This window comes from Streptomyces sp. NBC_01485 (genome assembly GCF_036227125.1).
GTDB lineage: Bacteria > Actinomycetota > Actinomycetes > Streptomycetales > Streptomycetaceae > Streptomyces.
This window is the reverse complement of the sequence record NZ_CP109435.1, coordinates 2349203-2372534: the sequence shown is the minus strand read 5'-3', so window position 1 is coordinate 2372534 and position 23332 is coordinate 2349203. Positions and strand designations below refer to the sequence as shown.

At 72.5% G+C, this 23332-nt stretch carries 28 protein-coding genes; 22 read left to right on the top strand and 6 right to left on the bottom strand.

Features of this window, described 5'->3' with window-relative positions; translation table 11 throughout:
- The first annotated feature begins 205 nt into the window (after nt 1–205).
- The 4 genes from OG352_RS10975 to OG352_RS10960 all read left to right on the top strand — a co-directional run bounded on the left by OG352_RS10975 (nt 206) and on the right by OG352_RS10960 (nt 4182).
- Nucleotides 206–1435: an NYN domain-containing protein gene (locus OG352_RS10975; protein ID WP_329216353.1), complete on the top strand. Its 1230-nt coding sequence runs from the start codon at nt 206–208 to the stop codon at nt 1433–1435.
- A gap of 63 nt (nt 1436–1498) precedes the next feature.
- Entirely contained in the window at nt 1499–2518 is a 1020-nt protein-coding gene (locus OG352_RS10970) for an ABC transporter ATP-binding protein (protein ID WP_329216352.1), read from the top strand.
- An 82-nt stretch (nt 2519–2600) separates the two neighbouring features.
- Nucleotides 2601–3425, top strand: a complete 825-nt coding sequence (locus tag OG352_RS10965) for an ABC transporter permease (protein WP_329216350.1) — start codon at nt 2601–2603, stop codon at nt 3423–3425.
- A gap of 34 nt (nt 3426–3459) precedes the next feature.
- Nucleotides 3460–4182: a DUF2567 domain-containing protein gene (locus OG352_RS10960; protein ID WP_329216349.1), complete on the top strand. Its 723-nt coding sequence runs from the start codon at nt 3460–3462 to the stop codon at nt 4180–4182.
- Between the two features lie 198 nt (nt 4183–4380).
- Here the strand turns inward: OG352_RS10960 and ybaK are convergent, their stop codons facing one another.
- From ybaK to OG352_RS10940, 4 genes are all read right to left on the bottom strand, one after another.
- Nucleotides 4381–4887: a Cys-tRNA(Pro) deacylase gene (ybaK, locus tag OG352_RS10955; protein ID WP_329216347.1), complete on the bottom strand. Its 507-nt coding sequence runs from the start codon at nt 4885–4887 to the stop codon at nt 4381–4383.
- Between the two features lie 26 nt (nt 4888–4913).
- Nucleotides 4914–5654 carry an LON peptidase substrate-binding domain-containing protein gene (locus OG352_RS10950; protein ID WP_329216346.1) on the bottom strand — a complete coding sequence of 247 codons (741 nt, stop codon included), beginning with the start codon at nt 5652–5654 and terminating at the stop codon, nt 4914–4916.
- 11 nt (nt 5655–5665) lie between these two features.
- Nucleotides 5666–6709, bottom strand: coding sequence for a hypothetical protein (locus OG352_RS10945; RefSeq protein WP_329216344.1), 1044 nt, complete (start codon nt 6707–6709; stop codon nt 5666–5668).
- A gap of 139 nt (nt 6710–6848) precedes the next feature.
- A complete protein-coding gene (locus OG352_RS10940) occupies nt 6849–8426 on the bottom strand; it encodes an oxidoreductase (RefSeq protein ID WP_329216342.1) in 1578 nt (525 codons plus the stop codon).
- Nucleotides 8427–8561: 135 nt separating this feature from the next.
- Here OG352_RS10940 and hisD point away from each other — a divergent pair, with 135 nt between their 5' ends.
- The 8 genes from hisD to hisF are packed head-to-tail and all read left to right on the top strand — an operon-like array spanning nt 8562 to nt 14316.
- Complete coding sequence (gene hisD / locus OG352_RS10935) at nt 8562–9902, top strand: histidinol dehydrogenase (RefSeq protein WP_329216340.1); 1341 nt, start codon at nt 8562–8564, stop codon at nt 9900–9902.
- Nucleotides 9899–11038, top strand: coding sequence for a histidinol-phosphate transaminase (locus OG352_RS10930; protein ID WP_329216338.1), 1140 nt, complete (start codon nt 9899–9901; stop codon nt 11036–11038). The genes hisD and OG352_RS10930 overlap by 4 nt, the downstream gene beginning before the upstream one ends.
- Nucleotides 11035–11628 carry an imidazoleglycerol-phosphate dehydratase HisB gene (gene hisB / locus OG352_RS10925; RefSeq protein WP_329216337.1) on the top strand — a complete coding sequence of 198 codons (594 nt, stop codon included), beginning with the start codon at nt 11035–11037 and terminating at the stop codon, nt 11626–11628. The genes OG352_RS10930 and hisB overlap by 4 nt, the downstream gene beginning before the upstream one ends.
- 4 nt (nt 11629–11632) lie before the next feature.
- Nucleotides 11633–11797 carry a hypothetical protein gene (locus OG352_RS10920; protein ID WP_329216336.1) on the top strand — a complete coding sequence of 55 codons (165 nt, stop codon included), beginning with the start codon at nt 11633–11635 and terminating at the stop codon, nt 11795–11797.
- Nucleotides 11794–12450 carry an imidazole glycerol phosphate synthase subunit HisH gene (hisH, locus tag OG352_RS10915; RefSeq protein ID WP_329216335.1) on the top strand — a complete coding sequence of 219 codons (657 nt, stop codon included), beginning with the start codon at nt 11794–11796 and terminating at the stop codon, nt 12448–12450. The genes OG352_RS10920 and hisH overlap by 4 nt, the downstream gene beginning before the upstream one ends.
- Nucleotides 12447–13172 (top strand): bifunctional 1-(5-phosphoribosyl)-5-((5-phosphoribosylamino)methylideneamino)imidazole-4-carboxamide isomerase/phosphoribosylanthranilate isomerase PriA, encoded by a 726-nt coding sequence (gene priA / locus OG352_RS10910; protein ID WP_329216334.1) that lies wholly within the window; start codon nt 12447–12449, stop codon nt 13170–13172. The genes hisH and priA overlap by 4 nt, the downstream gene beginning before the upstream one ends.
- Nucleotides 13169–13564, top strand: coding sequence for a RidA family protein (locus tag OG352_RS10905; RefSeq protein WP_329216333.1), 396 nt, complete (start codon nt 13169–13171; stop codon nt 13562–13564). Before priA ends, OG352_RS10905 begins: the two co-directional genes overlap by 4 nt.
- Nucleotides 13561–14316, top strand: coding sequence for an imidazole glycerol phosphate synthase subunit HisF (gene hisF / locus OG352_RS10900; RefSeq protein ID WP_329216332.1), 756 nt, complete (start codon nt 13561–13563; stop codon nt 14314–14316). The genes OG352_RS10905 and hisF overlap by 4 nt, the downstream gene beginning before the upstream one ends.
- 6 nt (nt 14317–14322) lie before the next feature.
- Here the strand turns inward: hisF and OG352_RS10895 are convergent, their stop codons facing one another.
- Both OG352_RS10895 and OG352_RS10890 read right to left on the bottom strand, forming a co-directional pair.
- Nucleotides 14323–14721 (bottom strand): VOC family protein, encoded by a 399-nt coding sequence (locus OG352_RS10895; RefSeq protein WP_329216331.1) that lies wholly within the window; start codon nt 14719–14721, stop codon nt 14323–14325.
- Between the two features lie 12 nt (nt 14722–14733).
- Entirely contained in the window at nt 14734–15369 is a 636-nt protein-coding gene (locus tag OG352_RS10890; RefSeq protein ID WP_329216330.1) for a TIGR03085 family metal-binding protein, read from the bottom strand.
- 82 nt (nt 15370–15451) lie between these two features.
- On the opposite strand from OG352_RS10890, the gene hisI reads away from it, so the two are divergent.
- The 10 genes from hisI (at nt 15452) to OG352_RS10845 (ending at nt 23301) form a co-directional block, all read left to right on the top strand.
- Entirely contained in the window at nt 15452–15916 is a 465-nt protein-coding gene (gene hisI, locus OG352_RS10885; protein WP_329216329.1) for a phosphoribosyl-AMP cyclohydrolase, read from the top strand.
- An 11-nt stretch (nt 15917–15927) separates the two neighbouring features.
- Nucleotides 15928–17406, top strand: a complete 1479-nt coding sequence (locus OG352_RS10880) for an anthranilate synthase component I (protein ID WP_329216328.1) — start codon at nt 15928–15930, stop codon at nt 17404–17406.
- A gap of 84 nt (nt 17407–17490) precedes the next feature.
- On the top strand, nt 17491–18141 hold the full coding sequence (locus OG352_RS10875; protein ID WP_329216327.1) for a TIGR02234 family membrane protein: 651 nt from the start codon (nt 17491–17493) through the stop codon (nt 18139–18141).
- Between the two features lie 168 nt (nt 18142–18309).
- Entirely contained in the window at nt 18310–18564 is a 255-nt protein-coding gene (locus tag OG352_RS10870; protein WP_329216326.1) for an HGxxPAAW family protein, read from the top strand.
- An 86-nt stretch (nt 18565–18650) separates the two neighbouring features.
- Entirely contained in the window at nt 18651–19085 is a 435-nt protein-coding gene (locus tag OG352_RS10865; protein WP_329216325.1) for a DUF2752 domain-containing protein, read from the top strand.
- Between the two features lie 121 nt (nt 19086–19206).
- A complete protein-coding gene (gene trpC / locus OG352_RS10860; protein ID WP_329216324.1) occupies nt 19207–20016 on the top strand; it encodes an indole-3-glycerol phosphate synthase TrpC in 810 nt (269 codons plus the stop codon).
- Nucleotides 20017–20038: 22 nt separating this feature from the next.
- Nucleotides 20039–20278 (top strand): tryptophan biosynthesis modulator TrpM, encoded by a 240-nt coding sequence (gene trpM / locus OG352_RS39955; protein WP_443072200.1) that lies wholly within the window; start codon nt 20039–20041, stop codon nt 20276–20278.
- A 68-nt stretch (nt 20279–20346) separates the two neighbouring features.
- Entirely contained in the window at nt 20347–21630 is a 1284-nt protein-coding gene (gene trpB / locus OG352_RS10855; protein ID WP_329216323.1) for a tryptophan synthase subunit beta, read from the top strand.
- Nucleotides 21627–22445 (top strand): tryptophan synthase subunit alpha, encoded by an 819-nt coding sequence (gene trpA / locus OG352_RS10850; RefSeq protein ID WP_329216322.1) that lies wholly within the window; start codon nt 21627–21629, stop codon nt 22443–22445. Before trpB ends, trpA begins: the two co-directional genes overlap by 4 nt.
- Before the next feature lie 76 nt (nt 22446–22521).
- On the top strand, nt 22522–23301 hold the full coding sequence (locus tag OG352_RS10845; RefSeq protein ID WP_329216321.1) for a thioredoxin domain-containing protein: 780 nt from the start codon (nt 22522–22524) through the stop codon (nt 23299–23301).
- Nucleotides 23302–23332 lie beyond the last annotated feature (31 nt).

The following is a 23332-nucleotide window of genomic DNA, read 5'->3' as shown; positions in this document are numbered from 1 at the left end:
GGGATCTGAGGGCCAGAGACGGGACCAGACTCACATAGGCTGACTTATGACGCATTTTGGATAATTACCGTCTGTAACAGGGGGTGTCGGAGCGGAAGTGCCCGAAACGCCACGCCGAAGATCGAGTTCGGGCCGTTAACCCCCGTCAGGTCGGGCAGACTCGAAGGAAGCCCAAAGCAAACCTCCCGTAAAGAGGGTGAGTCGTGTGGACCGCTGCATCGTCCTGGTGGACGCCGGGTATCTGCTGGGGGCCGCCGCCAGTCTCCTTGCCGGGGAGCCGTCGAGATCCCGGATCACCGTGGATCACTCCGCCCTCGTCCAGGGCCTGCGCGAACAGGCCGAGTCCGAGACCGAGCGGCCACTGCTGCGCATCTACTGGTTCGACGGCGCCCCGGACCGCGTCCCCCAGCCCGAGCACCGCAGGCTGCGGGTGATGCCCCGGGTCACGGTCCGGCTCGGCGCCCTGACCCGCAGCGACGGCCGCTGGGCGCAGAAGGGCGTCGACGCGGCCATGCACGCCGAGCTGACCGAGCTGGCCCGCAACCGGGCCTGCTCCGACGTCGTCCTCGTCACCGGCGACGGCGATCTGCTGCCCGGCATGATGGCCGCCAAGGAGCACGGCGTCGCCGTCCACCTGTGGGCCGTCCAGGCCGCCGACGGCGACTACAACCAGTCCGAGGACCTCGTCGCCGAGGCCGACGAACGGCGCGTCCTGGATCGTGCGTGGATCACCAAGGCCGTCCGCGCCAAGGAGATCGGCGGGATCTGCGCGCCGACGCCCGTGCCCCGGCCCGAGATCGCCGCGATCCTCTCCGCGCCGCTGCCCGACTCCGGCCTCGCCCGCCCCGCCGAGCGGACCGCCCAGGAGGCCGAGCACCCCTCCGAGCACCCCTCCTCCGCCGCCTCCGAGAACGGCGCGCAGGAGCGCGTCCCCGCCCCCAAGGGCGTCCCGACCCCCAAGGACCTGGCCGCCCTGCGCGCACCCGGCGCCCAGGCCGCCCAGCACCCCACCACCGCGACCCTGCGCTGGTCCTCCGACAAGGGCTGGGTCGACCGCCCCGGCGTCGTGGCCGAACCCTCCGAGGTCGCCTCGATGCCGACGCTCGCGCAGGTCACGACGGCGGAGCAGCGGTGGGCCGACCGCGAGGAGGACATCACCACCGTCGGCGGCGACCCCTACGAGGTGGGGCAGGTCTTCGCCCGCCGGTGGATGGGGCGCCTCGGCGACCAGGGCCATCTGCAGAAGCTGTCGGGCATGTACCCGCGCATCCCGCACCGCCTCGACGGCGAGCTGCTGCGGTACGCGGCCCGCTTCGGCCTGCTCGCCCACAAGGACGACCAGATCGACGAACACGACCGGTACGCCATCCGGGCGGGCTTCTGGCGCGAGGTCGACGTCCGGACGGCGGCCGAGCACGCTCCGGCGGGGGACTGAACCGGGCGGCCCGGACGGCCCCGACGGCGAACGGAGGTCCCCGACCCCGTACTCTCGTCCCTTGTGAGTACGCGCGCGGCATCGGTAGTTCGGCACGGGGACGAGGTCGTGTGTGCCGTGCGCGGGCTGACCAAGACGTATCCGGCGGTCCGGGGCCGGCGCGGCACTCCCGCGACGCCCGAGGTCCGGGCCACCGACGACGTACGGCTGGACATCCGGCGCGGTGAGATCTTCGGGCTGCTCGGGCCGAACGGGGCCGGCAAGTCCACCCTCGTCCGGCAGATGACCGGGCTCATGCGGCCGGACACGGGCCGCGTGGAGATCCTCGGCCACGACGTCGTACGCCACCCCGAGCGGGCCGCGCGGCTCCTCGCCTACCTCGGGCAGGAGTCCACCGCCCTCGACGAGCTCACCGTCTCCCTCGCCGCCGAGACCACCGGACGGCTGCGCGGCCTCGACGTGCGCACGGCCCGCCGGGAGCGGGACGCCGTCCTCGACGAGCTGGGCCTCACGCCGATCGCCGGACGGCCGCTGCGCAAGCTGTCCGGCGGGCAGCGGCGGCTGGCCTGCTTCGCCGCCGTGCTGGTGGGGGAGCGGCCGCTGCTGGTGCTGGACGAGCCGACCACCGGGATGGACCCGGTCGCGCGGCGGGCCGTGTGGGCCGCCGTGGACCGGCGGCGCGCCGAACGCGGGACGACCGTGCTGCTCGTCACCCACAACGTCATCGAGGCGGAGACCGTCCTCGACCGGGTCGCCGTCCTCGACCAGGGCCGGGTCATCGCCTGCGACACCCCGTCCGGGCTCAAGGAGCAGGTCGCCGGGGAGGTGCGGGTGGAGCTGGTGTGGCGGGAGCGGGCGCCGCTGGACGTGCCCGAGGTCGCCGCGCTGCGCGAGCGGGCCGTGGAGTCCGGGCGCCGCTGGACGCTGCGGCTCGCGCCCGACGAGGCCCGCGCGGTCGTCGCCACCGTCACCGGCGGGGCCGCCTTCGCCGCCCTGGACGACTTCACCCTGGCCACCCCGAGCCTGGAGGACGTCTACCTGGCGCTGGGCGGGGCGGCCCGGCAGGGGCTGGTGCGGGCGTGAGCGGGGGTGCGGGCATGAGTGCGAGGGTCGTCATCTCCGTATGGGACGGTGTGAGAACCGTAGGGAAGAGGAGCAGCGCCACGTGAGTGTCGTACCCGCCGAGGTTCTGCCGGGCAGCACCCGGACCGTCCCGGAGCCGGCCCGGGCCGCCGCGGCCGAGCTGGCGCCGCGCGCGCGGCTGTGGCCGTCGCTCGTGGCCGTGTACCGGGCGCAGTTGTCCCGGGCGCGGGTGGCGCGCATCCCGCTGCTGTTCGTGGCGACCTTCCAGTCGGTCGGCATCCTGATCATGATGCGGGGTGTCGTGGACGGCGGGCGCGAGGCGGAGGCCGTGGTCGCGGGGTCGGCCGTGCTGGTCGTCGCCTTCGTCGCGCTGAATCTGCTCGCGCAGTACTTCGGGCAGTTGCGGGCGAGCGGGGGGCTCGATCACTACGCGACGCTGCCGGTGCCGCCTGCGGCCGTGGTGCTGGGGGCGGCGGGGGCGTATGCCTCGTTCACCGTGCCGGGGACCTTGGTGACCGCGGTGTTCGGGAGCGTGCTGTTCGGGCTGCCGCTGACGCATCTGTGGGTGCTCGCCCTCGTGATTCCGCTGGCGGGCGCCGCGCTGTCCGGGCTCGGGGCGGCCTTCGGGCTGCTCGCGTCGCGGCCGGAGCTGGCCACCGTGCTGGGGCAGCTCGGCATGTCGGCCGCGCTGCTGCTGGGCGTGCTGCCGCCGGACCGGATGCCGGACGCGGTGCGCTTCGCCCGTGACCTGCTGCCGTCGACGTACGGCGTCGAGGCGTTCGCCCGGACCTTCCGGGCCGACCCCGACTGGGCGTTCGTGCTCGGGGACCTCGCCGTGTGCGCGGGGGTGGGCGTCGTGTCGCTCGCCGTCGCCACCTGGGCGTACCGCCGGGCCGCCGTCCGGTGACGCGCCGCACAGGCGGGCCTGGCACGATGGCAGAGTGACCGCACCGCTGACTCCGCCTCCGCCGCCGCACGAACCGTCTTCGCACGAGCCGTCCCCGTCTCAGTCTCCGTCTCCGTATGAGGCCTGGCCTCCGTCGGGCGGAGGGTACGCCGGTGTGGCCGGCGCGCCTTACGACGTGTCCTACGGACAGGACGGGCCCGGGATGAAGACCGAACTGCGCGAAGCCGCCGCGATCACGGTGGTGGTCGCGTTCCTCGGGGCGCTGCTGGGGCTGCTGTGGGTGTGGCTGGTGCCGAAGGTGCCGCTGGTGGGTGATCTGGTGGAGGGCAACTGGGTCGTCTACTTCAAGGACACCGAGGGGGAGCAGGCGATCGGGGTGGACGGGACGTTCACGCTGTTGGCCCTGGCGGTCGGTGCGGTGAGTGCGGTCGCGGTGTTCGCGTGGCGGCGGCGTGGGGGAGTGCCGATCGTTGTCGCGCTCGCCCTCGGGGGGATTCTCGGGTCGGTGCTGGCCTGGCGGCTGGGGGTGTGGCTCGGGCCCGAGTCCGATGTGATCGCGCATGCGCGGGCCGTGGGCAAGGGGGTGACGTTCTCGGCGCCGTTGAAGCTGGGGGCGAAGGGGGCGTTGCTGGCGTGGTCGTTGGCGGCGTTGGTGGTGCATCTGGGGCTTACGGCGTTGTTCGGGCCTCGGGATCCTGATCCGTATCTGCCGCAGGGGGGCGTGCCCGAGGGCGGGTACGGGGCGCCTGTGGGGTAGGGCGGGTTTCTTCGCCTCCGCCGCCCTTGCCCGTTCCCATCCCGTCCCTGGGGACTGCGCCGCCGGACCCCCGCTGTCGGCCCTGAAGGGGCCTCGTCCTCAAACTCCCCCAGAGGGGGGACCCCAACGGGCTGGAATGTGCGGACCGGCGTCGTGAAGGGCACCCGCAGAGGGGAGCCCCAACGGGCTGGAATGGGCTCAGGCTCTGCCGATCGGGGCCAGTACCGCTTCCGTCAGGTTGGCCAGGTCTGTCGGGGCTAGTTCCAGCTCCAGGCCCCTTCTGCCTGCCGAGACGCAGATGGTGGGGTGGGTTGTTGCCGAGGCGTCCAGGACTGTGGGGAGTTTTTTGCGTTGGCCCAGGGGGGAGATGCCGCCTCGGACGTAGCCCGTGGTGCGTTCTGCCAGGGTCGGGTCGGCCATCGCCGCTCGTTTGCCGCCCACCGCCGATGCCAGGGCCTTGAGGTCCAGGGAGCCTGCCACCGGGACCACCGCGACCGTCAGGGTGCCGTCCACGTCCGCCACCAGGGTCTTGAAGACCCGGCCGGGGGAGACGCCCATCGCCTCGGCCGCCTCCTCGCCGTAGGACGGGTGGCTCGGGTCGTGGTCGTAGGCGTGGACCGTGAAGTCCACGCCGGCCGCCGTCAGGGCCACCGTCGCGGGCGTGCCCCCGGACTGCTGTTGCTGCTTCTTCGGCTTCTTCGCCATGCGGGGTTCGGGCCTTCTCGGTGACGTCAGTTGAGACTCGTCGGGGCTCGCGTCAGGTCCGACGCGGGGAGCGAGGGCAGGTTACGGATGATCGCCGTCTCCGCGCGAAGGAGTTTCAGTTCGTCCCGCAGGCGGGAAGCCGTGTCGGGAGCTTGGAGGAAGCGCTGTTTGGTGGGGGTGTCCAGCATCATCGCGGCCGCCACCAGGTACGACACGACCGAGGGGTCGTCGGGGAGGTCCGCGCCGGTGGCCAGGGAGCGTTCGCGGGCGCCCGCCAGCCGCTTCTGGTACTGGCGGAAGGCCCGCAGCACGCCCTGCGCGAGGGCGCCCGCCTCGTCGCCCGGGTCCTCCGGCAGCTCCTGGAGCTCGGCCGTCAGGAACGGGCCCGACGCGTCCACCGACAGCAGCTTCACCCGCGTCGTGCCCGTCGCCAGCACCTCGAACGTGCCGTCGGCCCGCTCGCGGATCGTCGCCGCGTCGGCCACGCAGCCGACACCGTGGAACGACTTCACCGGGTCGTCGCCGAACCCGGCCGCGGGGCCGCGCTCGGGCAGCGCCGTCCGGCCGGGCAGCCCCGAGGCGCTGGGCGCCACCTCGTGGCCGTCGCGGATGGCGACGACGGCGAACCGGCGCGTTTCGTCCTCGGGGGTCTTCAGCAGGTCGCGCATCATGGCGCGATAGCGCTCCTCGAAGACGTTGAGCGGGAGCACGAGTCCCGGGAACAACACCGAGTTCAGGGGGAAGAGCGGCAGGCGGACGGTGGTCACGACGCAGAAGCCTAGTGGTCCACGGGGTGGGCGTGTCCGCCGTGCCCGTTCCCGGGGGGCCAGGGCGGCTGCGCGGACGGGCCCGAGCGCACTTCCTCACGTACCGCGAGGAAGTGGCCGAGCGGGTCGTCCGACAGTCTGCCCCAGGGGAAGGACGTGGCGTACGGGCCGATCAGGCGCAGTTGTACGAGGGCGTCGTCGCGGCGGCCGAGGCGGACCAGGACGTACGTCAGGAGGTTGCGGATCTCGGCCGGCCACGGGTCGAGGCCCGGGAAGCGCGCGGACAGCGCGACGGCCCGGTCGGCGGCGGCGTCCAGCCGCTCGCGCGGCACCTCGGGGCCGCAGCCGTCGGTCAGGTACGTGAGCGCTGCCCGCGCGGGCAGCGCCTGGACGAGGGAGCCGGCCGGCGCGTCCTGAGCGGCGCGGTCGGCGAAGTCGAAGCACTCGCGGTGGGAGCCGTGCCACGACTCGGCCAGGTAGCGCTTGGCGGCCACATGGCAGCCGTAGTGGTGCGGGGCGCGGCGGACCGCGGCCGCCCACAGTTCGCCGAAGTACTTGTGTCCGGCACGGGTCCCGCGCGCGTGGTCCAGGGCGATCCGCCACGGCACCGGGTCGCGGACGTCGCTCTGCGCGGCCGCCGTGATCAGCGGGCTCACCTCGCGCAGCAGCTCGGCCCGGGCCGGCGACCGCCAGGCCCGGTCCACCGCGAGCTGGGCGGAGACGAGCAGCACGTCGGGGTCGCGCGGGGCGGCGGCACGCCACTCCGCGAACCAGTCCGGACGCGCGTGCGCGAAGGACGCCAGCCGGGTCGTGTACCGGTCGTGGTACTCCCACTCGGCGCGTTCCCGGGTGCGGGCCAGCAGCTCGGCGGCGGGCGCGTAGGCGCCCAGCGCGGCGGCGACCAGCGCGGGTCCGAGCCGGTCGTCGGGTACGTCGAGGAGCACCTCGTCGTCGGCGGGGAGCCCGGCGGCGCTGTGGGGGGCGGCGTTCCGCGGCGTCCGGGAAGCCCGGGAGGCGCGGATGAAGGGGGGCAGCAGAGCCATGGTGCCGACCATTGAAAAGCCGCAGGTTCAGATTGCGCCAGAGGGTTCGGGCAACCTGTGGAAAGTTGTACGGCGCAGAGTCAAGGGGCGGTAAAAAGGTGACCGTTCAACAACTGTGGTCGGTCGACCGCCTGTCGATGGCCGGGCGCGGTCAGCCCCGGCGCAGCAGTCGCGTCGCCCCCGCCGCCACCGTCGTCGCCAGGACCCAGCCGAGCAGGATCAGCGCCGTCGACAGCCACTGCCAGCCGCCGCGCAACTGCCACTGGCCGACCTGCCCCAGGTCGATGACGGGCAGCAGCAGGTCGAGCGCGAAGAGGGCCGGGTTCCAGGGCGGGTGCCCGTCGCGGTTGACGGGCGGATGCGCGGCGTGCGCGAAGGCCAGGGAACTGGCCGCCCACAGCACCGCCATCCACACCGCCGCGCGGCCCGGCCGGTACCCGTAGGCGACCGTCCAGTCCTGGGCGTAGCCCACGAGCTTAGCCGCGGGCGGCAGCGTCTCGCGGCGGCGGCGCTGTTTGGCGAGCAGCACCTCGCGGGCGTCCTCGTCCTCCCCGCCGGTACGCAGTACGGTCGCCAGCCGCTCGTACGGCTCCGGGGCGTACTCGGCGGTCGCCGCGGCCACCCAGCGCAGCCGCTCGGCCAGCGGGAACGGACCCTGCGGCACCAGGTTCTCGTACGCGAAGCCGCCCATGTGCAGACGGCCGGGGCCCGGCCAGGCGCTCGCCCGGTCGACGAGGTTGATCACCCGGGCGCCCGACAGCACCACCTTGCCGCGCGCCGGCGGCTCCCCGAGGAAGCGCAGCTCGGGCGTCTGCACCCGGCGCAGCGACAGCTCCTGGTCCTCCGTGAAGGTGAACCGGGCCCGCTCCAGGTCGACGGCGTCGCCGAACCGCCCGTCGTCCAGGCGCACCCCGCCCCGGCAGTCGAAGCGCTGGATGCGCGTCCCGCGCGCGGGAGTCGTGCCGCTCAGCGCCTGGCCGCCGACGCCGGCCGGGGTCAGATACAGGGAGCGCCCCACGGTCAGCTGGGGCGCGTTCAGCGCGAGCCGCGTGTACGGGTTGGTCAGCCGCGCCCCGCGCAGGCTCAGCGACACGCCGATGGTGGCGCTGCGCAGACTCAGCTCGCCGTGCGACTCCAGCAGCTCCGCCTGGAGGTCCTGGCCGACCGTCATGCCGTCGGCGGCGATCGAACGGCCGGACCGGTCGCGGTAGACGATCGCCTGGTTGAGCAGCAGGTCCGTCCCGATGTGCGCGTCGGTGAGCCGGACGCCGTTGTGGAAGCGGCAGCGCGGCAGGTGCAGATCGCCCTCGGTGTGCACCCGGGCCGCCTCCAGCCGCGGCACCGAGCAGTCCACCATCCGCATCGTCGTGAAACGCGCCTCCGGCATCAGCACCTCCCGCTCGAACCTGCAGCGCTTCATCTCCAGATACGGCACCACCGTGCCGCCCGCGAGGTCCAGGGAGCCGCTGATCTGCACGCCGGCCAGCTTCAGCGAGGCCACCCGGCCGGCCAGCGCGGGCGGCCCCGCCAGCAGCAGCCAGGCGACGATCCGCGCCCGCACGGTCCGCGCCGCGCCCCACGGATGCCCGCCGTGCGGATCGTCGACGACCGTGTCCCCGCTGCTCAGGTCGTACACGGTGCCGTCGCGGAAGGCCTGCCACATGCCGGCCTCGGCGGCGGTCAGATCGTCCGGCAGCTCCCCGGCGTGCACGCCGGCCCCCTCCGTCACACGTCACCCCTTCGGTCACCCGAACGCTAGACGTGAAGGTGATCTTCCGGGTTCCGGCCGCGGTCCGGCCACGTTCTGTATCAGCCATTGATACGCGCGGACGACGTCCGATCCCGGTCTGAGAGAATTGACCTCGTGCTGCAACATTTCTCGCTGGCCCGAATCGATCTGCGCGGCGACACCCTTCCCGAGGGCCCCGCCCTGCGCGACCTGCTGCCCCGAGCCGAATTCGACGTCTCGGCCGCCCTGGAGAAGGTGCGTCCGATCTGCGAGGCCGTGCATCATCGGGGCGACGCGGCGCTGATCGACTTCGCCGAGAAGTTCGACGGCGTGCGGCTGGCCTCCGTACGGGTCCCGGCACAGGCGATCGCCGACGCGCTGGAGCAGCTCGACCCGGCCGTGCGCGCGGCCCTGGAGGAGTCCGTCCGCCGCGCCCGTCTCGTCCACCGCGCGCAGCGCCGTACGACGCACACGACGCAGGTCGTGCCCGGCGGGTCGGTGACCGAGAAGTGGGTGCCGGTCGAGCGGGTCGGGCTGTACGCGCCCGGCGGCCGGTCCGTCTACCCGTCGTCCGTGATCATGAACGTCGTGCCGGCCCAGGAGGCGGGCGTCGAGTCGATCGCCCTGGCCTCCCCGGCGCAGGCCGAGTTCGACGGCCTCCCGCACCCGACGATCCTCGCCGCGTGCGCCCTGCTCGGCGTCGACGAGGTGTACGCGGCCGGTGGCGCGACCGCCGTCGCGATGTTCGCGTACGGCACCGAGTCCTGCCCGCCCGCCAACATGGTCACCGGCCCCGGCAACATCTGGGTCGCCGCCGCCAAGCGCTACTTCACCGGAAAGATCGGCATCGACGCCGAGGCCGGCCCGACCGAGATCGCGGTCCTGGCCGACGACAGCGCCGACCCGGTGCACGTCGCCGCCGACCTGATCAGCCAGGCCGAGCACGACCCGCTGGCCGCCGCCGTCCTCGTCACCGACTCCGTCGCGCTGGCGGACGCCGTCGAGAAGGAACTCCAGCCGCAGGTCGCGGCCACCAAGCACATCGACGACCGGATCGTCCCGGCGCTCGCCGGCCGCCAGTCGGCGATCGTCCTCGTCGACGGGATCGACGAGGGCCTGCGCGTCGTCGACGCGTACGGCGCCGAGCACCTGGAGATCCAGACGGCCGACGCCGCCGCCGTGGCCGACCGGGTCAGGAACGCGGGCGCGATCTTCGTCGGCCCCTGGGCGCCGGTCTCCCTGGGCGACTACGCGGCCGGGTCCAACCACGTGCTGCCCACCGGCGGCTGCGCCTGCCACTCCTCCGGGCTGTCGGTGCAGTCCTTCCTCCGCGGCATCCACATCGTCGACTACACGCGCGACGCGCTGGCCGACGTCGCGCACCACGTGGTGACGCTGGCGGAGGCGGAGGACCTGCCCGCGCACGGCGCGGCGGTCAAGGCGAGGTTCGGGTGGAAGGTACCGACGAGCAAATGAGCTTCGGAATCGACGATCTCCCCGTACGGGACGAGCTGCGCGGCAAGTCCCCCTACGGCGCGCCCCAACTCGACGTCCCCGTACGGCTGAACACCAACGAGAACCCCTACCCGCTGCCCGAGCCGCTGGTCGAGCGGATCGCCGAGCGGGTGCGCGAGGCGGCCCGCGACCTCAACCGCTACCCGGACCGCGACGCCGTCGAGCTGCGCACCCAGCTCGCGAAGTACCTGACCGACACCGCCGGGTACGAGGTCGGCCCGGCCAACGTGTGGGCCGCCAACGGCTCCAACGAGGTCATCCAGCAGCTGCTCCAGACCTTCGGCGGGCCGGGCCGTACGGCGATCGGCTTCGAGCCGTCGTACTCGATGCACGGGCTCATCGCGCGCGGCACCGGGACCGGCTGGATCTCCGGCCCGCGCGGCGCGGACTTCACCATCGACCTCGCGGCGGCCGAGCGGGCCGTCGCCGAGCACCGCCCGGACGTCGTCTTCATCACCACCCCCAACAACCCCACCGGCACCGCGGTCCCGGCCGAGACGGTCCTCGCGCTGTACGAGGCCGCTCAGGCCGCGCGGCCGTCGATGGTCGTCGTCGACGAGGCGTACGTCGAGTTCAGCCACGGCGACTCGCTGCTGCCGCTGCTCGAAGGTCGGCCGAATCTCGTCGTCTCGCGGACGATGTCGAAGGCCTTCGGCGCGGCCGGTCTGCGCCTCGGCTACCTCGCCGCGCACCCGGCGGTCGTGGACGCCGTCCAGCTCGTCCGGCTGCCGTACCACCTGTCGGCCGTCACCCAGGCGACCGCGCTGGCCGCCCTGGAGCACACCGGCACGCTGCTGAAGTACGTCGAGCAGCTCAAGTCGGAGCGGGACCGGCTGGTGGGCGAGCTGCTCGCGATCGGGTACGAGGTCACGGCGTCCGACGCCAACTTCGTGCAGTTCGGGCGGTTCGCCGACGCCCACACGGTCTGGCAGCAGATCCTCGACCGGGGCGTCCTGGTCCGCGACAACGGCGTCCCCGGCTGGCTGCGGGTCACCGCGGGAACCCCCGAAGAGAACGACGCGTTCCTCGACGCGGTACGTGAATTGCAGTGTTTTGTGGGGGACACCCCCACGCCCCCGAAGGAGCAGAGCGCATGAACCGCGTAGGACGTGTGGAGCGGACGACGAAGGAGACCTCGGTCCTCGTCGAGATCAACCTCGACGGCACCGGCAAGGTCGACGTGTCGACGGGCGTCGGCTTCTACGACCACATGCTCGACCAGCTCGGCCGGCACGGCCTGTTCGACCTGACCGTGAAGACCGACGGCGACCTGCACATCGACTCCCACCACACCATCGAGGACACCGCCCTCGCGCTCGGCGCCGCCTTCAAGCAGGCGCTCGGCGACAAGGTGGGGATCTACCGCTTCGGCAACTGCACGGTCCCGCTGGACGAGTCCCTCGCCCAGGTCACCGTCGACCTGTCCGGCCGCCCCTACCTCGTGCACACCGAGCCCGAGAAGATGGCGCCGATGATCGGCGAGTACGACACCACGATGACCCGGCACATCCTGGAGTCCTTCGTCGCCCAGGCGCAGATCGCGCTGCACGTGCACGTGCCCTACGGGCGCAACGCGCACCACATCGTGGAATGCCAGTTCAAGGCGCTCGCCCGGGCGCTGCGCTACGCCGCCGAGCGCGACCCGCGCGCGGCCGGCATCCTCCCCTCCACGAAGGGCGCGCTGTAGAGCCATGACGGGACTCTCGACCATCCTGATCGTCGTCGGCCTCTTCCTGGCCGGCGGCATCTACTCGTTCGTCAAACAGCAGATGCCGAAGAGCCTGATCGTGCTGCTCTCGATCGGCGCCACGATGTGTCTCGTCGCGGGCGTGGTGCGGCTGGAGGTGTGGAATTGACCGCCACCGGCACGAACGGCGCCAAGAAGGTGGTCGTCTTCGACTACGGCTTCGGCAACGTCCGCTCCGCCGAGCGCGCCCTCGCGCGCGCGGGGGCCGACGTGGAGATCACGCGTGACTTCGACACGGCCATGAACGCCGACGGGCTGCTCGTGCCGGGCGTCGGGGCCTTCGCCGCCTGCATGAAGGGCCTGCGCGAGGCCCGCGGCGACTGGATCGTCGGCCGCCGGCTGTCCGGCGGCCGGCCCGTGCTGGGCATCTGCGTCGGCATGCAGATCCTGTTCGCGCGCGGCATCGAGCACGGCGTGGAGACCGAGGGCCTGGACGAATGGCCCGGCGCGGTCGAGCCGCTCCAGGCCGAGATCGTGCCCCACATGGGCTGGAACACCGTCGACGCCCCGGCCGGCTCCGAGCTGTTCGCCGGCCTGGACCCGGACGCGCGCTTCTACTTCGTGCACTCCTACGCAGTCCAGGAGTGGTCCCTGGAGACCACCAACGCGGCGATACGGGCGCCCCTGGTGACCTGGTCGACGCACGGCAAGCCCTTCGTGGCCGCCGTGGAGAACGGCGCCCTGTGGGCCACGCAGTTCCACCCCGAGAAGTCCGGCGACGCCGGCGCCCAGCTCCTCACCAACTGGATCGGAACCCTGTGAGCAAGCTCGAACTCCTCCCCGCCGTCGACGTCCGCGACGGCCAGGCCGTCCGTCTCGTGCACGGCGAGTCGGGCACGGAGACTTCTTACGGTTCGCCCCTCGAAGCCGCCCTCGCCTGGCAGCGCTCGGGCGCCGAGTGGCTGCACCTGGTCGACCTGGACGCCGCGTTCGGCACCGGCGACAACCGCGCGCTGATCGCGGAGGTCGCGGGGGCCATGGACATCAAGGTGGAGCTGTCCGGCGGCATCCGCGACGACGACACCCTCGCCGCCGCCCTCGCCACCGGCTGCACCCGGGTGAACCTGGGCACCGCCGCCCTGGAGACGCCCGAGTGGGTCGCCAAGATCATCGCCGAGCACGGCGACAAGATCGCGGTCGGCCTCGACGTCCGGGGCACGACCCTGCGCGGCCGTGGCTGGACCCGCGACGGCGGCGACCTCTACGAGACGCTGGCCCGCCTCGACCAGGAGGGCTGCGCGCGGTACGTCGTCACCGACATCGCCAAGGACGGCACGCTGCAGGGCCCGAACCTGGAGCTCCTGAAGAACGTGTGCGCGGTGACGGACCGGCCGGTCGTGGCGTCGGGCGGCGTGTCGTCCCTGGACGACCTGCGGGCCATCGCCGAGCTGGTGCCCCTCGGCGTCGAGGGCTCCATCGTCGGCAAGGCGCTCTACGCGAAGGCGTTCACGCTGGAAGAGGCCCTGGAGGCGGTGGCCCGGTGAGCGAGCTGCGACGCGTCACGACCGGCGCGCCCTGGGAGGAGACCTTCGGCTACTCCCGCGCGGTGGAGCTGCCGAACGGGCTGGTGCTGGTCTCCGGCTGCACGTCGATAGTGGACGGCCAGATCGCCGGCGGCGGTCCCCACGAGCAGACGGTCAACGCCTTCAACGTCGCGTTCGCGGCGCTGGAGCAACTGGGTCTCGGCCGCGGCGACGTCGTGCGGACCCGCATGTACATCACCCACGCGCGGGACGTGGACGACGTCGGACGCGCCCACAAGGAGCTGTTCGACGCCGTCCGGCCCGCCGCATCCATGATCATCGTCTCCGGCTTCGTGGACCCCAGCCTGGTCGTCGAGGTCGAGGTGGAGGCGTTCCGAGGAGTGCCGTCATGACCCTGGCGATCCGAGTCATCCCCTGCCTGGACGTGGACAACGGCCGGGTCGTCAAGGGCGTCAACTTCCAGAACCTGCGCGACGCGGGCGACCCCGTCGAGATGGCCAAGGTGTACGACGCCGAGGGCGCCGACGAGCTGACGTTCCTGGACATCACCGCCTCCTCGGGCAACCGCGAGACGACGTACGACGTGGTGCGCCGCACCGCCGAGCAGGTGTTCATCCCGCTCACCGTCGGCGGCGGGGTGCGCACCCCCGAGGACGTCGACAAGCTGCTGCGGGCGGGCGCCGACAAGGTGGGCGTGAACACGGCCGCGATCGCCCGCCCCGAGCTGATCAAGGAGATCGCGGAGCGCTTCGGCAGCCAGGTACTGGTCCTCTCGGTGGACGCCAGGCGCACCGCGTCCGGATCCTTCGAGGTGACGACCCACGGCGGCCGCAAGGGCACCGGCATCGACGCGATCGAGTGGGCGCACCGGGCGGCCGAGCTGGGCGCGGGCGAGATCCTGCTCAACTCGATGGACGCCGACGGCACGAAGGACGGCTACGACCTGGAGATGATCACGGCCGTCCGCAGACACGTGACGATCCCCCTGATCGCCTCCGGCGGCGCCGGCACCCTCACCGACTTCCCCCCGGCCGTCGAAGCGGGCGCGAACGCGGTCCTGGCCGCATCGGTGTTCCACTTCGGCGACCTACGCATCGGACAGGTCAAGGACGCGCTGAGAGGGGCGGGACACCCTGTGCGGTGACGCGCCTCATCCTTTCGGCTGAGTCAGTTGGATCAGGTTGCCCACGGTGTCGTCCAGGACGGCTGCGATGACCGGGCCCTGTTCCTGTGGCTTGTGGGTGAAGCGCACGCCCAGGGACCGCAGGCGCTCGTACTCCGCCTCGATGTCGTCGACGGAGAAGACGATGCACGGCAGGCCCGCCTCGCGCAGTGCCGCTCGGTACGGCTCCGCGATGGGGCCCTGGCCGGGCTCCAGCAGCAACTGGAGATCCGGCTGGGCCCCTTCCGGCGCGCCCACGGTGACGAGCAGGGTGCCGCCGCCGAGGTCCATGTGCAGGCGCGTCTCGAAGCCCAGGACGTCCGTGTAGAAGGCGTGCGCCTTCGTGACGTCGTCGACGTACACGCTGGTCATCGCGACCTTGATCATGAACGGTTCCTCTCAGATGCCGAGCTGCTTGCCGCCGTGCAGTTTGGCGATCGCGTCCTTCTCGCCCTCCAGCTCCACCTTGGCCGCGCTCCGCCGGCCGTGCAGGAACAGCAGCAGCTCCGACGGCTCCCCGGTCGCCGTCACCACCGGAGTGCCCCGGTTGGCGACCGCCGTACGGCCGTCCGCGCGGCGTAGGACCAGGCCCGTCGGGGTGCCGCGGCCCATCAGGCGCGCCGCGCGCTCCAGCCGGGACCACAGGGTGTCCTGGAAGACCGGGTCGAGCTCGCGCGGCGTCCAGTCCGGCTGGGCGCGCCGGACGTCCTCGGTGTGGACGTAGAACTCGATCGTGTTCGACGCCTCGTCGATCTGCTTGAGCTGGAAGGGCGAGAAGCGCGGCGGGCCGGTCCGGATGAGCTGGATCAGCTCGTCGTACGGCTTGGCCGCGAACTCCTCCATCACCTTGTCCAGGCGGGCCGCGAGCTGGGGGAGCACCAGGCCGCCGGCGGCGTCCGGGCGGCGCTCGCGCACCACCACGTGCGCGGCCAGGTCCCGGGTCTGCCAGCCCTCGCAGAGGGTCGGCGCCTCGGGACCCGCGGTCTCCAAGAGATCGGCGAGCAGAAGCCGTTCACGCTTGGCGAAAGTCGACATGCAGTCAGCCTACGGCCACGTAGAGGGTCCGCCCAGTGGACGCACGTCCGTCACTGTCAGTGGTGCGCGGCAGAATGGCACCATGACCAGCACGCCCCCGCCCGCCCGTCACCCGACCACCGCCCCTCAACGAGGCGCTTCGCGCCACAGTTCTCCGTCCAGTCGCCTCGCCCCCGAGATCGCCGCGCGCCTCAAGCGCAGCGCCGACGGCCTCGTCCCCGCCATCGCCCAGCAGTACGACACCGGTGAGGTGCTCATGCTCGGCTGGATGGACGACGAGGCGCTGCACCGCACGCTCACCACCGGCCGCTGCACCTACTGGTCGCGCAGCCGCCGGGAGTACTGGGTCAAGGGCGACACCTCCGGCCACTTCCAGTGGGTCAGGTCCGTCGCCCTCGACTGCGACGCCGACACCGTCCTCGTCAAGGTCGACCAGGTCGGCGCCGCCTGCCACACCGGCGCGCGCACCTGCTTCGACACCGACGTCCTGCTGGACGTCCTGCCGACGGGCGGTGCCGATTCCGACGCCGCCGCCGTGGATCAGTAAGGTCAGCCGCCATGGACCTCGAGACGTTCCGCAAGCTGGCCGGCGACCGCCGTGTCATCCCGGTCACCCGCAAGCTCCTCGCCGACGGCGACACCCCGGTCGCGCTCTACCGCAAGCTCGCCGCCGAGCGCACCGGCACCTTCCTCCTGGAGTCCGCGGAGAACGGCCGCTCGTGGTCCCGGTACTCCTTCGTCGGCGTCCGAAGCGCCGCCACCCTCACCGCGCTCGACGGCCAGACCCACTGGCTCGGCACCCCGCCCGTCGGCGTCCCCACGGACGGCGACCCGCTCGCCGCCCTGCGCGCCACCATCGAGACCCTGCACACCCCCCACCAGGAGGGCATGCCGCCCTTCACCGGCGGCATGGTCGGCTACCTCGGCTACGACATCGTGCGCCGCCTGGAGAAGATCGGCCCCGGTGAGCGGGACGACCTGCGACTGCCCGAGCTGACCATGCTCCTGACCAGCGATCTCGCCGTCATGGACCACTGGGAGGGCTCCGTCCTGCTGATCGCCAACGCGATCAACCACAACGACCTCGACACCGGCGTCGACGAGGCGTACACGGACGCGGTCGCCCGCCTGGACGCCATGGAGGCCGACCTCACGCGCGCGGTGGCCCAGCCCCCGGCCGTCCTCCCGCCCTCCGAGCTGCCCGAGTACACCGCCCTGTGGGGCGGCCCCGACTTCCGGACGGCCGTCGAGGACATCAAGGAGCGCATCCGCGCGGGCGAGGCCTTCCAGGTCGTCCCCTCCCAGCGCTTCGAAACGCCGTGCACGGCAAGCGCGCTGGACGTGTACCGGGTGCTGCGGGCCACGAACCCCTCCCCGTACATGTACCTGTTCCGCTTCGACGGCTTCGACGTGGTCGGCTCGTCCCCCGAGGCGCTCGTCAAGGTCGAGGACGGGCACGCCATGGTCCACCCCATCGCCGGCACCCGGCACCGCGGGGCCACCCCGCACGAGGACCAGGCCCTCGCCGACGAACTGCTCGCCGACCCCAAGGAGCGCGCCGAGCACCTCATGCTCGTCGACCTGGGCCGCAACGACCTGGGCCGGGTCTGCGAGCCGGGCTCGGTCGAGGTCGTCGACTTCATGTCCGTCGAGCGGTACTCGCACGTGATGCACATCGTCTCGACGGTCACCGGCAAGGTCGCCGCCGGCCGCACCGCATTCGACGTCCTCACCGCCTGCTTCCCCGCCGGCACCCTCTCCGGCGCCCCCAAGCCCCGCGCCATGCAGATCATCGACGAACTGGAACCGTCCCGGCGCGGCCTGTACGGCGGCTGCGTGGGCTATCTGGACTTCGCGGGCGACTCCGACACCGCCATCGCCATCCGCACGGCCCTGCTGCGCGACGGCACGGCCTACGTCCAGGCCGGCGCCGGCATCGTCGCCGACTCCGACCCCGTCGCCGAGGACCAGGAGTGCCGCAACAAGGCGGCGGCGGTCCTGCGCGCCGTCCACACGGCCAACCGGCTCGGGCGATAGCCGGCTCGGGCGGTAACCGGCTCGGGCAGTAGGACGAGGGTCATATGAACCCCGGGTGACGGTTCGCCCGGGGTTCAGGCGATAGTGGGGTACGTGACTGCTGTTCCGCACCCCCGATCCGCATCCGACACCGCCGCCCGGTCCGGCCGCCGGAGCCTCGCCCTCGCCCTGCTGTGCGGCGCGCTGGGCGCGGCCGTGGCCCTGCTGGCCACCCGGCAGCGCTGGTCGGCGGGCACGGCGACGGTGGCCGGCGGCGCCTTCCCCCTGACCGCCAGGGGCAGCGACGTCACGGGCCTGCCCGCGGCGCTCGCCATAGTGGGCCTCGCCGCGCTCGTCGCCGTCTTCGCCGTCCGCCGGACCGGCCGTTTCGCGGTCTCCGCCCTCCTCGCGCTCTCCGGCGCCGGGATCATGGCCGCCGCCCTGCTCGGCGCCACCGACGGCACCGCGCTCGACGAGCAGGCCGCGAAGGCCTCCGGCGACACCTCGGCCACCGTGGCCTCGTTCACCCACACCGCCTGGCCCTACGCGGCGGCCGCGGGCGGCGCCCTGATCCTCCTGGCCGGCCTGCTGGCCCTGCGCTACGGCCGCCAGTGGCCCGCCATGTCCGGCCGCTACGAACGCGACGGCACCCCGCGCCCCCGGCGCGCCCCCAAGCCCGTCGACCCCGACCGGCCCGAGGACATGTGGAAGGCCCTGGACCGCGGCGAGGACCCGACGGGCATGGACCCGGTCTGACCAGGCCGCCGTCCGCGGTTCCCGATGCGTTGCCGTCCGCGGTTCCCGATGTGGTGAATCAGACGCGAACGGATACCACCCCCGCGTCCGGTACGCGCGTGCGTACGGGACAATGGACGACGAGCGTCCGGCTCGGACGGACACAGAGACAGCAATGAGGAGCAAGTCATGGCGGGCAGCAGCCACGGACACACCCCGGCCGCCTGGACCGGCGTCACCATCGCCATCATCGGCTTCACCGTCGCGGGCGCGTTCATGGTGATGGCCGAGCCGCTCGGGTTCTGGGCCGGCATGGCGATCGTGCTCCTCGCCGGTGTGGTCGGCGGCGCGATGCGCGCGGCCGGCCTGGGCATGCCGAAGGAGACGCACCCGGTGCACAAGACCGCGCCGGTGACCCGCGAGCCGGCCACCGTCGAGGGCTGAGCCCCCACGACAGACGCGACCTGGTGAGGGGCGGCCGGTGCACACCGGCCGCCCCTCACGCGCGCGTGGCACCCCGGCGGGGCACAATGCGAGGCGTGAACGCCGACAGCCAGAGGGTGACGTCAACGACGCGGGGACGACTCGCCGTGCCCGCCGGGATCCTCACGGCCGTCGTCGGCGCCTTCGCCTACGTCGGGGCCGTCGACCCCAACGAGCCCGGCCACTACCCCGTCTGCCCGCTCCTGCGCTACACGGGCCTGTACTGCCCCGGCTGCGGCGGCCTGCGCAGCGCGCACGCCTTCGTGCACGGGGACTTCCAGGCCGCCCTCCAGGACAACGCCATGGCCGTCGTCGCCTTCCTGGGCTTCGCGGTGGTGTGGACCGTCTGGGTGGTCCGCGTGGCACGCGGACGCCCCGTGCGCGTCGACCTCACCTCGGTGCGGCTCTGGGCGCTGGGCGCATCGCTGCTGGTCTTCACGGTCGTCCGGAACCTGCCGTTCGGTGGCTGGCTGCATCCTTGATCAACCGGCAAATGTCCAGGTAATGGGACCGCCGGCGGCTGGATGTGAGGCCATCGCCTTCCTCCGGATACCATCGGAGTGACCATCGTTTTCCACCGGTTGCCGGAAGGGGGCCGCTCGCGTGAGTGTGCTCGACGAGATCATCGACGGAGTCCGTGCCGACCTCGCGGAGCGGCAGGCGCGCGTCAGCCTCGAGGAGCTCAAGGAGCGCGCGGCGAAGGCTCCCGCGGCCAAGGACGGCGTGGCCGCCCTGCGCGGTGACGGCGTCAAGGTCATCTGCGAGGTCAAGCGCTCCAGCCCGTCCAAGGGCGCCCTGGCCGCCATCGCCGACCCGGCCGCCCTGGCCGCCGACTACGAGGCGGGCGGCGCGGCCGTCATCTCCGTCCTCACCGAGGAGCGCCGCTTCGGCGGCTCCCTGGCCGACCTCGAAGCGGTACGCGCGCGCGTGGACATCCCCGTGCTGCGCAAGGACTTCATCGTCACCTCGTACCAGCTGTGGGAGGCCCGCGCGTACGGCGCCGACCTCGCGCTGCTGATCGTGGCCGCCCTCGAGCAGTCGGCCCTGGAGTCCCTCATCGAGCGCGCCGTCTCCATCGGCCTCACCCCGCTGGTCGAGGTCCACGACGAGGTCGAGGTCGAGCGCGCCGTCGACGCGGGCGCCAAGGTGATCGGCGTCAACGCGCGCAACCTGAAGACCCTCGAGGTCGACCGCGGGACCTTCGAACGCGTCGCCCCCGAGATCCCGGCCCACATCGTCAAGATCGCCGAGTCCGGCGTCCGGGGCCCGCACGACCTCATCGCGTACGCCAACGCCGGCGCCGACGCCGTCCTGGTCGGCGAGTCCCTGGTGACGGGCCGCGACCCCAAGACAGCGGTCGCCGACCTGGTCGCGGCGGGCGAACACCCGGCCCTGCGCCACGGCCGCGGCTGACCGGCCGGTACGCTGACCCGCGATGACCGTCTCGACCACCCTGGCGACCAGGGACCCGTACGCCCGCCTCGCGCGCGGCTGCAGGCCCCGAGGCTGTCGCGCGCCCGCACGGCGCGTACACGGCCGCAGGGTGCGCTACGTCATCGGAGACGAACCCGGCCAGGTCAACGGACAGCGATGGCAACGCGCCCCTGAGGGGCGCGGGGCAGTGCCCGGATGTGCGGCTCCGCCGCGTGGGCGCGACCAGCCACGTACGGCCTGAGGTCGTTCATCAAGCTCCGCCCCCACGGCGATTAGGTTCTTTCCACAAACCCACCGTGAGGTTTCCGTATGCCCAGCGAGTTCTTCATCCCCGACCCGGAGGGCCAAGTCCCCACCGCCGAGGGCTACTTCGGCGCGTTCGGCGGCAAGTTCATCCCGGAGGCCCTCGTCGCCGCCGTGGACGAGGTCGCCGTCGAGTACGACAAGGCGAAGCACGACCCCGAGTTCGCCCGCGAGCTGGACGACCTGCTCGTCCACTACACCGGCCGCCCCAGTTCCCTCACCGAGGTGCCGAGGTTCGCCGAACACGCCGGCGGCGCACGCATCTTCCTCAAGCGCGAGGACCTCAACCACACCGGCTCCCACAAGATCAACAACGTGCTCGGCCAGGCGCTGCTGACCAGGCGCATGGGCAAGACGCGGGTGATCGCCGAGACCGGCGCCGGCCAGCACGGCGTGGCCACGGCCACCGCCTGCGCCCTCTTCGGGCTCGAGTGCACGATCTACATGGGTGAGATCGACACCCAGCGCCAGGCCCTCAACGTGGCCCGGATGCGCATGCTGGGCGCCGAGGTCGTGGCCGTGAAGTCCGGCAGCCGCACGCTGAAGGACGCCATCAACGAGGCCTTCCGCGACTGGGTCGCCAACGTCGACCGCACCCACTACCTCTTCGGCACGGTCGCCGGACCGCACCCCTTCCCGGCGATGGTCCGCGACTTCCACCGCGTCATCGGCGTCGAGGCCCGCCGCCAGATCCTGGAGCGCGCCGGGCGGCTGCCCGACGCGGCCGTCGCCTGCGTCGGCGGCGGTTCCAACGCCATCGGCCTGTTCCACGCCTTCATCCCGGACGCCGACGTACGCCTCGTCGGCTGCGAACCGGCCGGGCACGGCATCGAGACCGGCGAGCACGCGGCGACCCTGACCGCGGGCGAGCCCGGCATCCTGCACGGCTCCCGCTCCTACGTCCTCCAGGACGACGAGGGCCAGATCACCGAGCCGTACTCCATCTCGGCGGGACTGGACTACCCGGGCATCGGCCCCGAGCACTCCTACCTCAAGGACACCGGCCGCGCCGAGTACCGCGCGGTCACCGACGACGCGGCCATGCAGGCGCTGCGCCTGCTGTCGCGCACCGAGGGCATCATCCCGGCCATCGAGAGCGCGCACGCGCTGGCCGGCGCCCTGGAGGTCGGCAAGGAGCTCGGCAAGGACGGGCTGATCATCGTCAACCTGTCCGGTCGAGGCGACAAGGACATGGACACCGCCGCCCGCTACTTCGGGCTGTACGACACCGACGCCGAGGTCGCCGCCAACGCGGCCGACACCGCCGAGATCGAGGGGGACGCGAAGTGAGCGGGAACATCCGGCTGCTGGCCGACACCCTCGCCGCCGCCAAGGCCGAGGACCGCTCCGCGCTCATCGCCTACCTCCCGGCCGGGTTCCCGACCGTGGACGGCGGCATCGAGGCGATCAAGGCCGTCCTCGACGGCGGCGCGGACGTCGTCGAGGTCGGTCTGCCGCACAGCGACCCCGTGCTCGACGGGCCGGTCATCCAGACCGCCGACGACATCGCCCTGCGCGGCGGGGTGCGTATCGCGGACGTCATGCGCACGGTCCGCGAGGCCTACGAGGCCACCGGGAAGCCGATCCTCGTCATGACGTACTGGAACCCGATCGACCGCTACGGCGTCGAGCGCTTCACCGCCGAACTGGCCGAGGCGGGCGGCGCGGGCTGCATCCTGCCCGACCTGCCGGTGCAGGAGTCGGCGCTGTGGAGGGAGCACGCCGAGAAGCACGGCCTGGCGACGATCTTCGTCGTGGCGCCGAGCAGCAGGGACGCGCGGCTCGCGCAGATCACCGAGGCGGGCAGCGGCTTCGTCTACGCCGCCTCGCTGATGGGGGTCACCGGCACCCGTGTGTCGGTGGGCGCGCAGGCCCAGGACCTGGTCGAGCGGACCCGGGCCACCGGCACCGGCCTGCCCGTCTGCGTCGGCCTCGGCGTCTCCGACGCCACGCAGGCCGCCGAGGTGGCAGGCTTCGCCGACGGCGTGATCGTCGGCTCGGCCTTCGTCAAGCGGATGCTGGACGCGCCGGACGACGCGGCCGGCGTCGAGGCCGTGCGCGCGCTCGCGGGCGACCTGGCGAAGGGCGTGCGCCGACAGGCGTGACGGGGGTTCGCTCACTCGAACGGGTGGACCTGGGGTCGGGGAGGCGCAATGCGCCTCCCCGGTTCGTTCTGGGGGTGTGAGCGACAAAAATCGTGAGGGAAAGCGCACCGCCCGGGAGCGGCTGGCGGCGGAGCGCGACAAGCAGAAGGCCGCCGAGCGGCGGCGACGGACGCTGATCGTGGTGTCGAGCGTCGTCTGCGTCCTGGGCCTGGCGGCGGTGATCGGCGTCGTCGCCGCGAACTCCGGCAAGGACGACAGCGGCAGTGACAAGGCGGGCCCGGTCGTGGCGCCCTCGGGGGCGAAGGGCCAGGACGCCCTGGCGATCCCCGTCGGCAAGGAGAGCGCCAAGTCCACGCTCACCGTGTGGGAGGACTTCCGCTGCCCGGCCTGCAAGGCCTTCGAGTCGGCGTACCGCCCCACGGTCCACGAGCTGACGGACGCCGGAAAGCTCAAGGTCGAGTACCACCTGGCCACCCTCATCGACGGCAACATGAGCGGCACCGGCTCCCGCGCCGCGGCGAACGCGGCGGCCTGCGCCCAGGACGCCGGAAAGTTCCCGGCCTACCACGACGTGCTCTACGAGAACCAGCCGGTGGAGACGGACGACGCCTACGCCAAGAACGCCAAGCTCATCGAGCTCGCGGGCAAGGTCGACGGCCTGGTCACCCCCGCGTTCCGCACCTGCGTCGAGGACGGCACGCACAACAGCTGGGTCGAGAAGTCCAACCAGGCCTTCCAGAACGGCCACTTCGGCGGCACCCCGACCGTGCTGTTCAACGGCAAGAACATCTACGCGGACCAGTCGATGACACCGGCGAAGCTGAAGCAGATGATCGAGGAGGCCGACAAAGGGTGACAAAGGGTAAGGCCCTTTCACACCCGCCCGT

Excerpts from the sequence above, each read along its gene's own strand:
- ybaK (WP_329216347.1), bottom strand. The coding sequence starts at position 4,887 with ATGGCGAAGAAGCCGAAGAAGCAGCAACAGCAGTCCGGGGGCACGCCC.
- OG352_RS10945 (WP_329216344.1), bottom strand. The coding sequence starts at position 6,709 with ATGGTCGGCACCATGGCTCTGCTGCCCCCCTTCATCCGCGCCTCCCGG.
- OG352_RS10930 (WP_329216338.1), top strand. The coding sequence starts at position 9,899 with ATGAGCTTCGGAATCGACGATCTCCCCGTACGGGACGAGCTGCGCGGC.
- hisB (WP_329216337.1), top strand. The coding sequence starts at position 11,035 with ATGAACCGCGTAGGACGTGTGGAGCGGACGACGAAGGAGACCTCGGTC.
- OG352_RS10920 (WP_329216336.1), top strand. The coding sequence starts at position 11,633 with ATGACGGGACTCTCGACCATCCTGATCGTCGTCGGCCTCTTCCTGGCC.
- hisF (WP_329216332.1), top strand. The coding sequence starts at position 13,561 with ATGACCCTGGCGATCCGAGTCATCCCCTGCCTGGACGTGGACAACGGC.
- OG352_RS10895 (WP_329216331.1), bottom strand. The coding sequence starts at position 14,721 with ATGATCAAGGTCGCGATGACCAGCGTGTACGTCGACGACGTCACGAAG.
- OG352_RS10890 (WP_329216330.1), bottom strand. The coding sequence starts at position 15,369 with ATGTCGACTTTCGCCAAGCGTGAACGGCTTCTGCTCGCCGATCTCTTG.
- hisI (WP_329216329.1), top strand. The coding sequence starts at position 15,452 with ATGACCAGCACGCCCCCGCCCGCCCGTCACCCGACCACCGCCCCTCAA.
- OG352_RS10880 (WP_329216328.1), top strand. The coding sequence starts at position 15,928 with ATGGACCTCGAGACGTTCCGCAAGCTGGCCGGCGACCGCCGTGTCATC.
- OG352_RS10870 (WP_329216326.1), top strand. The coding sequence starts at position 18,310 with ATGGCGGGCAGCAGCCACGGACACACCCCGGCCGCCTGGACCGGCGTC.
- OG352_RS10865 (WP_329216325.1), top strand. The coding sequence starts at position 18,651 with ATGCGAGGCGTGAACGCCGACAGCCAGAGGGTGACGTCAACGACGCGG.
- trpM (WP_443072200.1), top strand. The coding sequence starts at position 20,039 with ATGACCGTCTCGACCACCCTGGCGACCAGGGACCCGTACGCCCGCCTC.
- trpB (WP_329216323.1), top strand. The coding sequence starts at position 20,347 with ATGCCCAGCGAGTTCTTCATCCCCGACCCGGAGGGCCAAGTCCCCACC.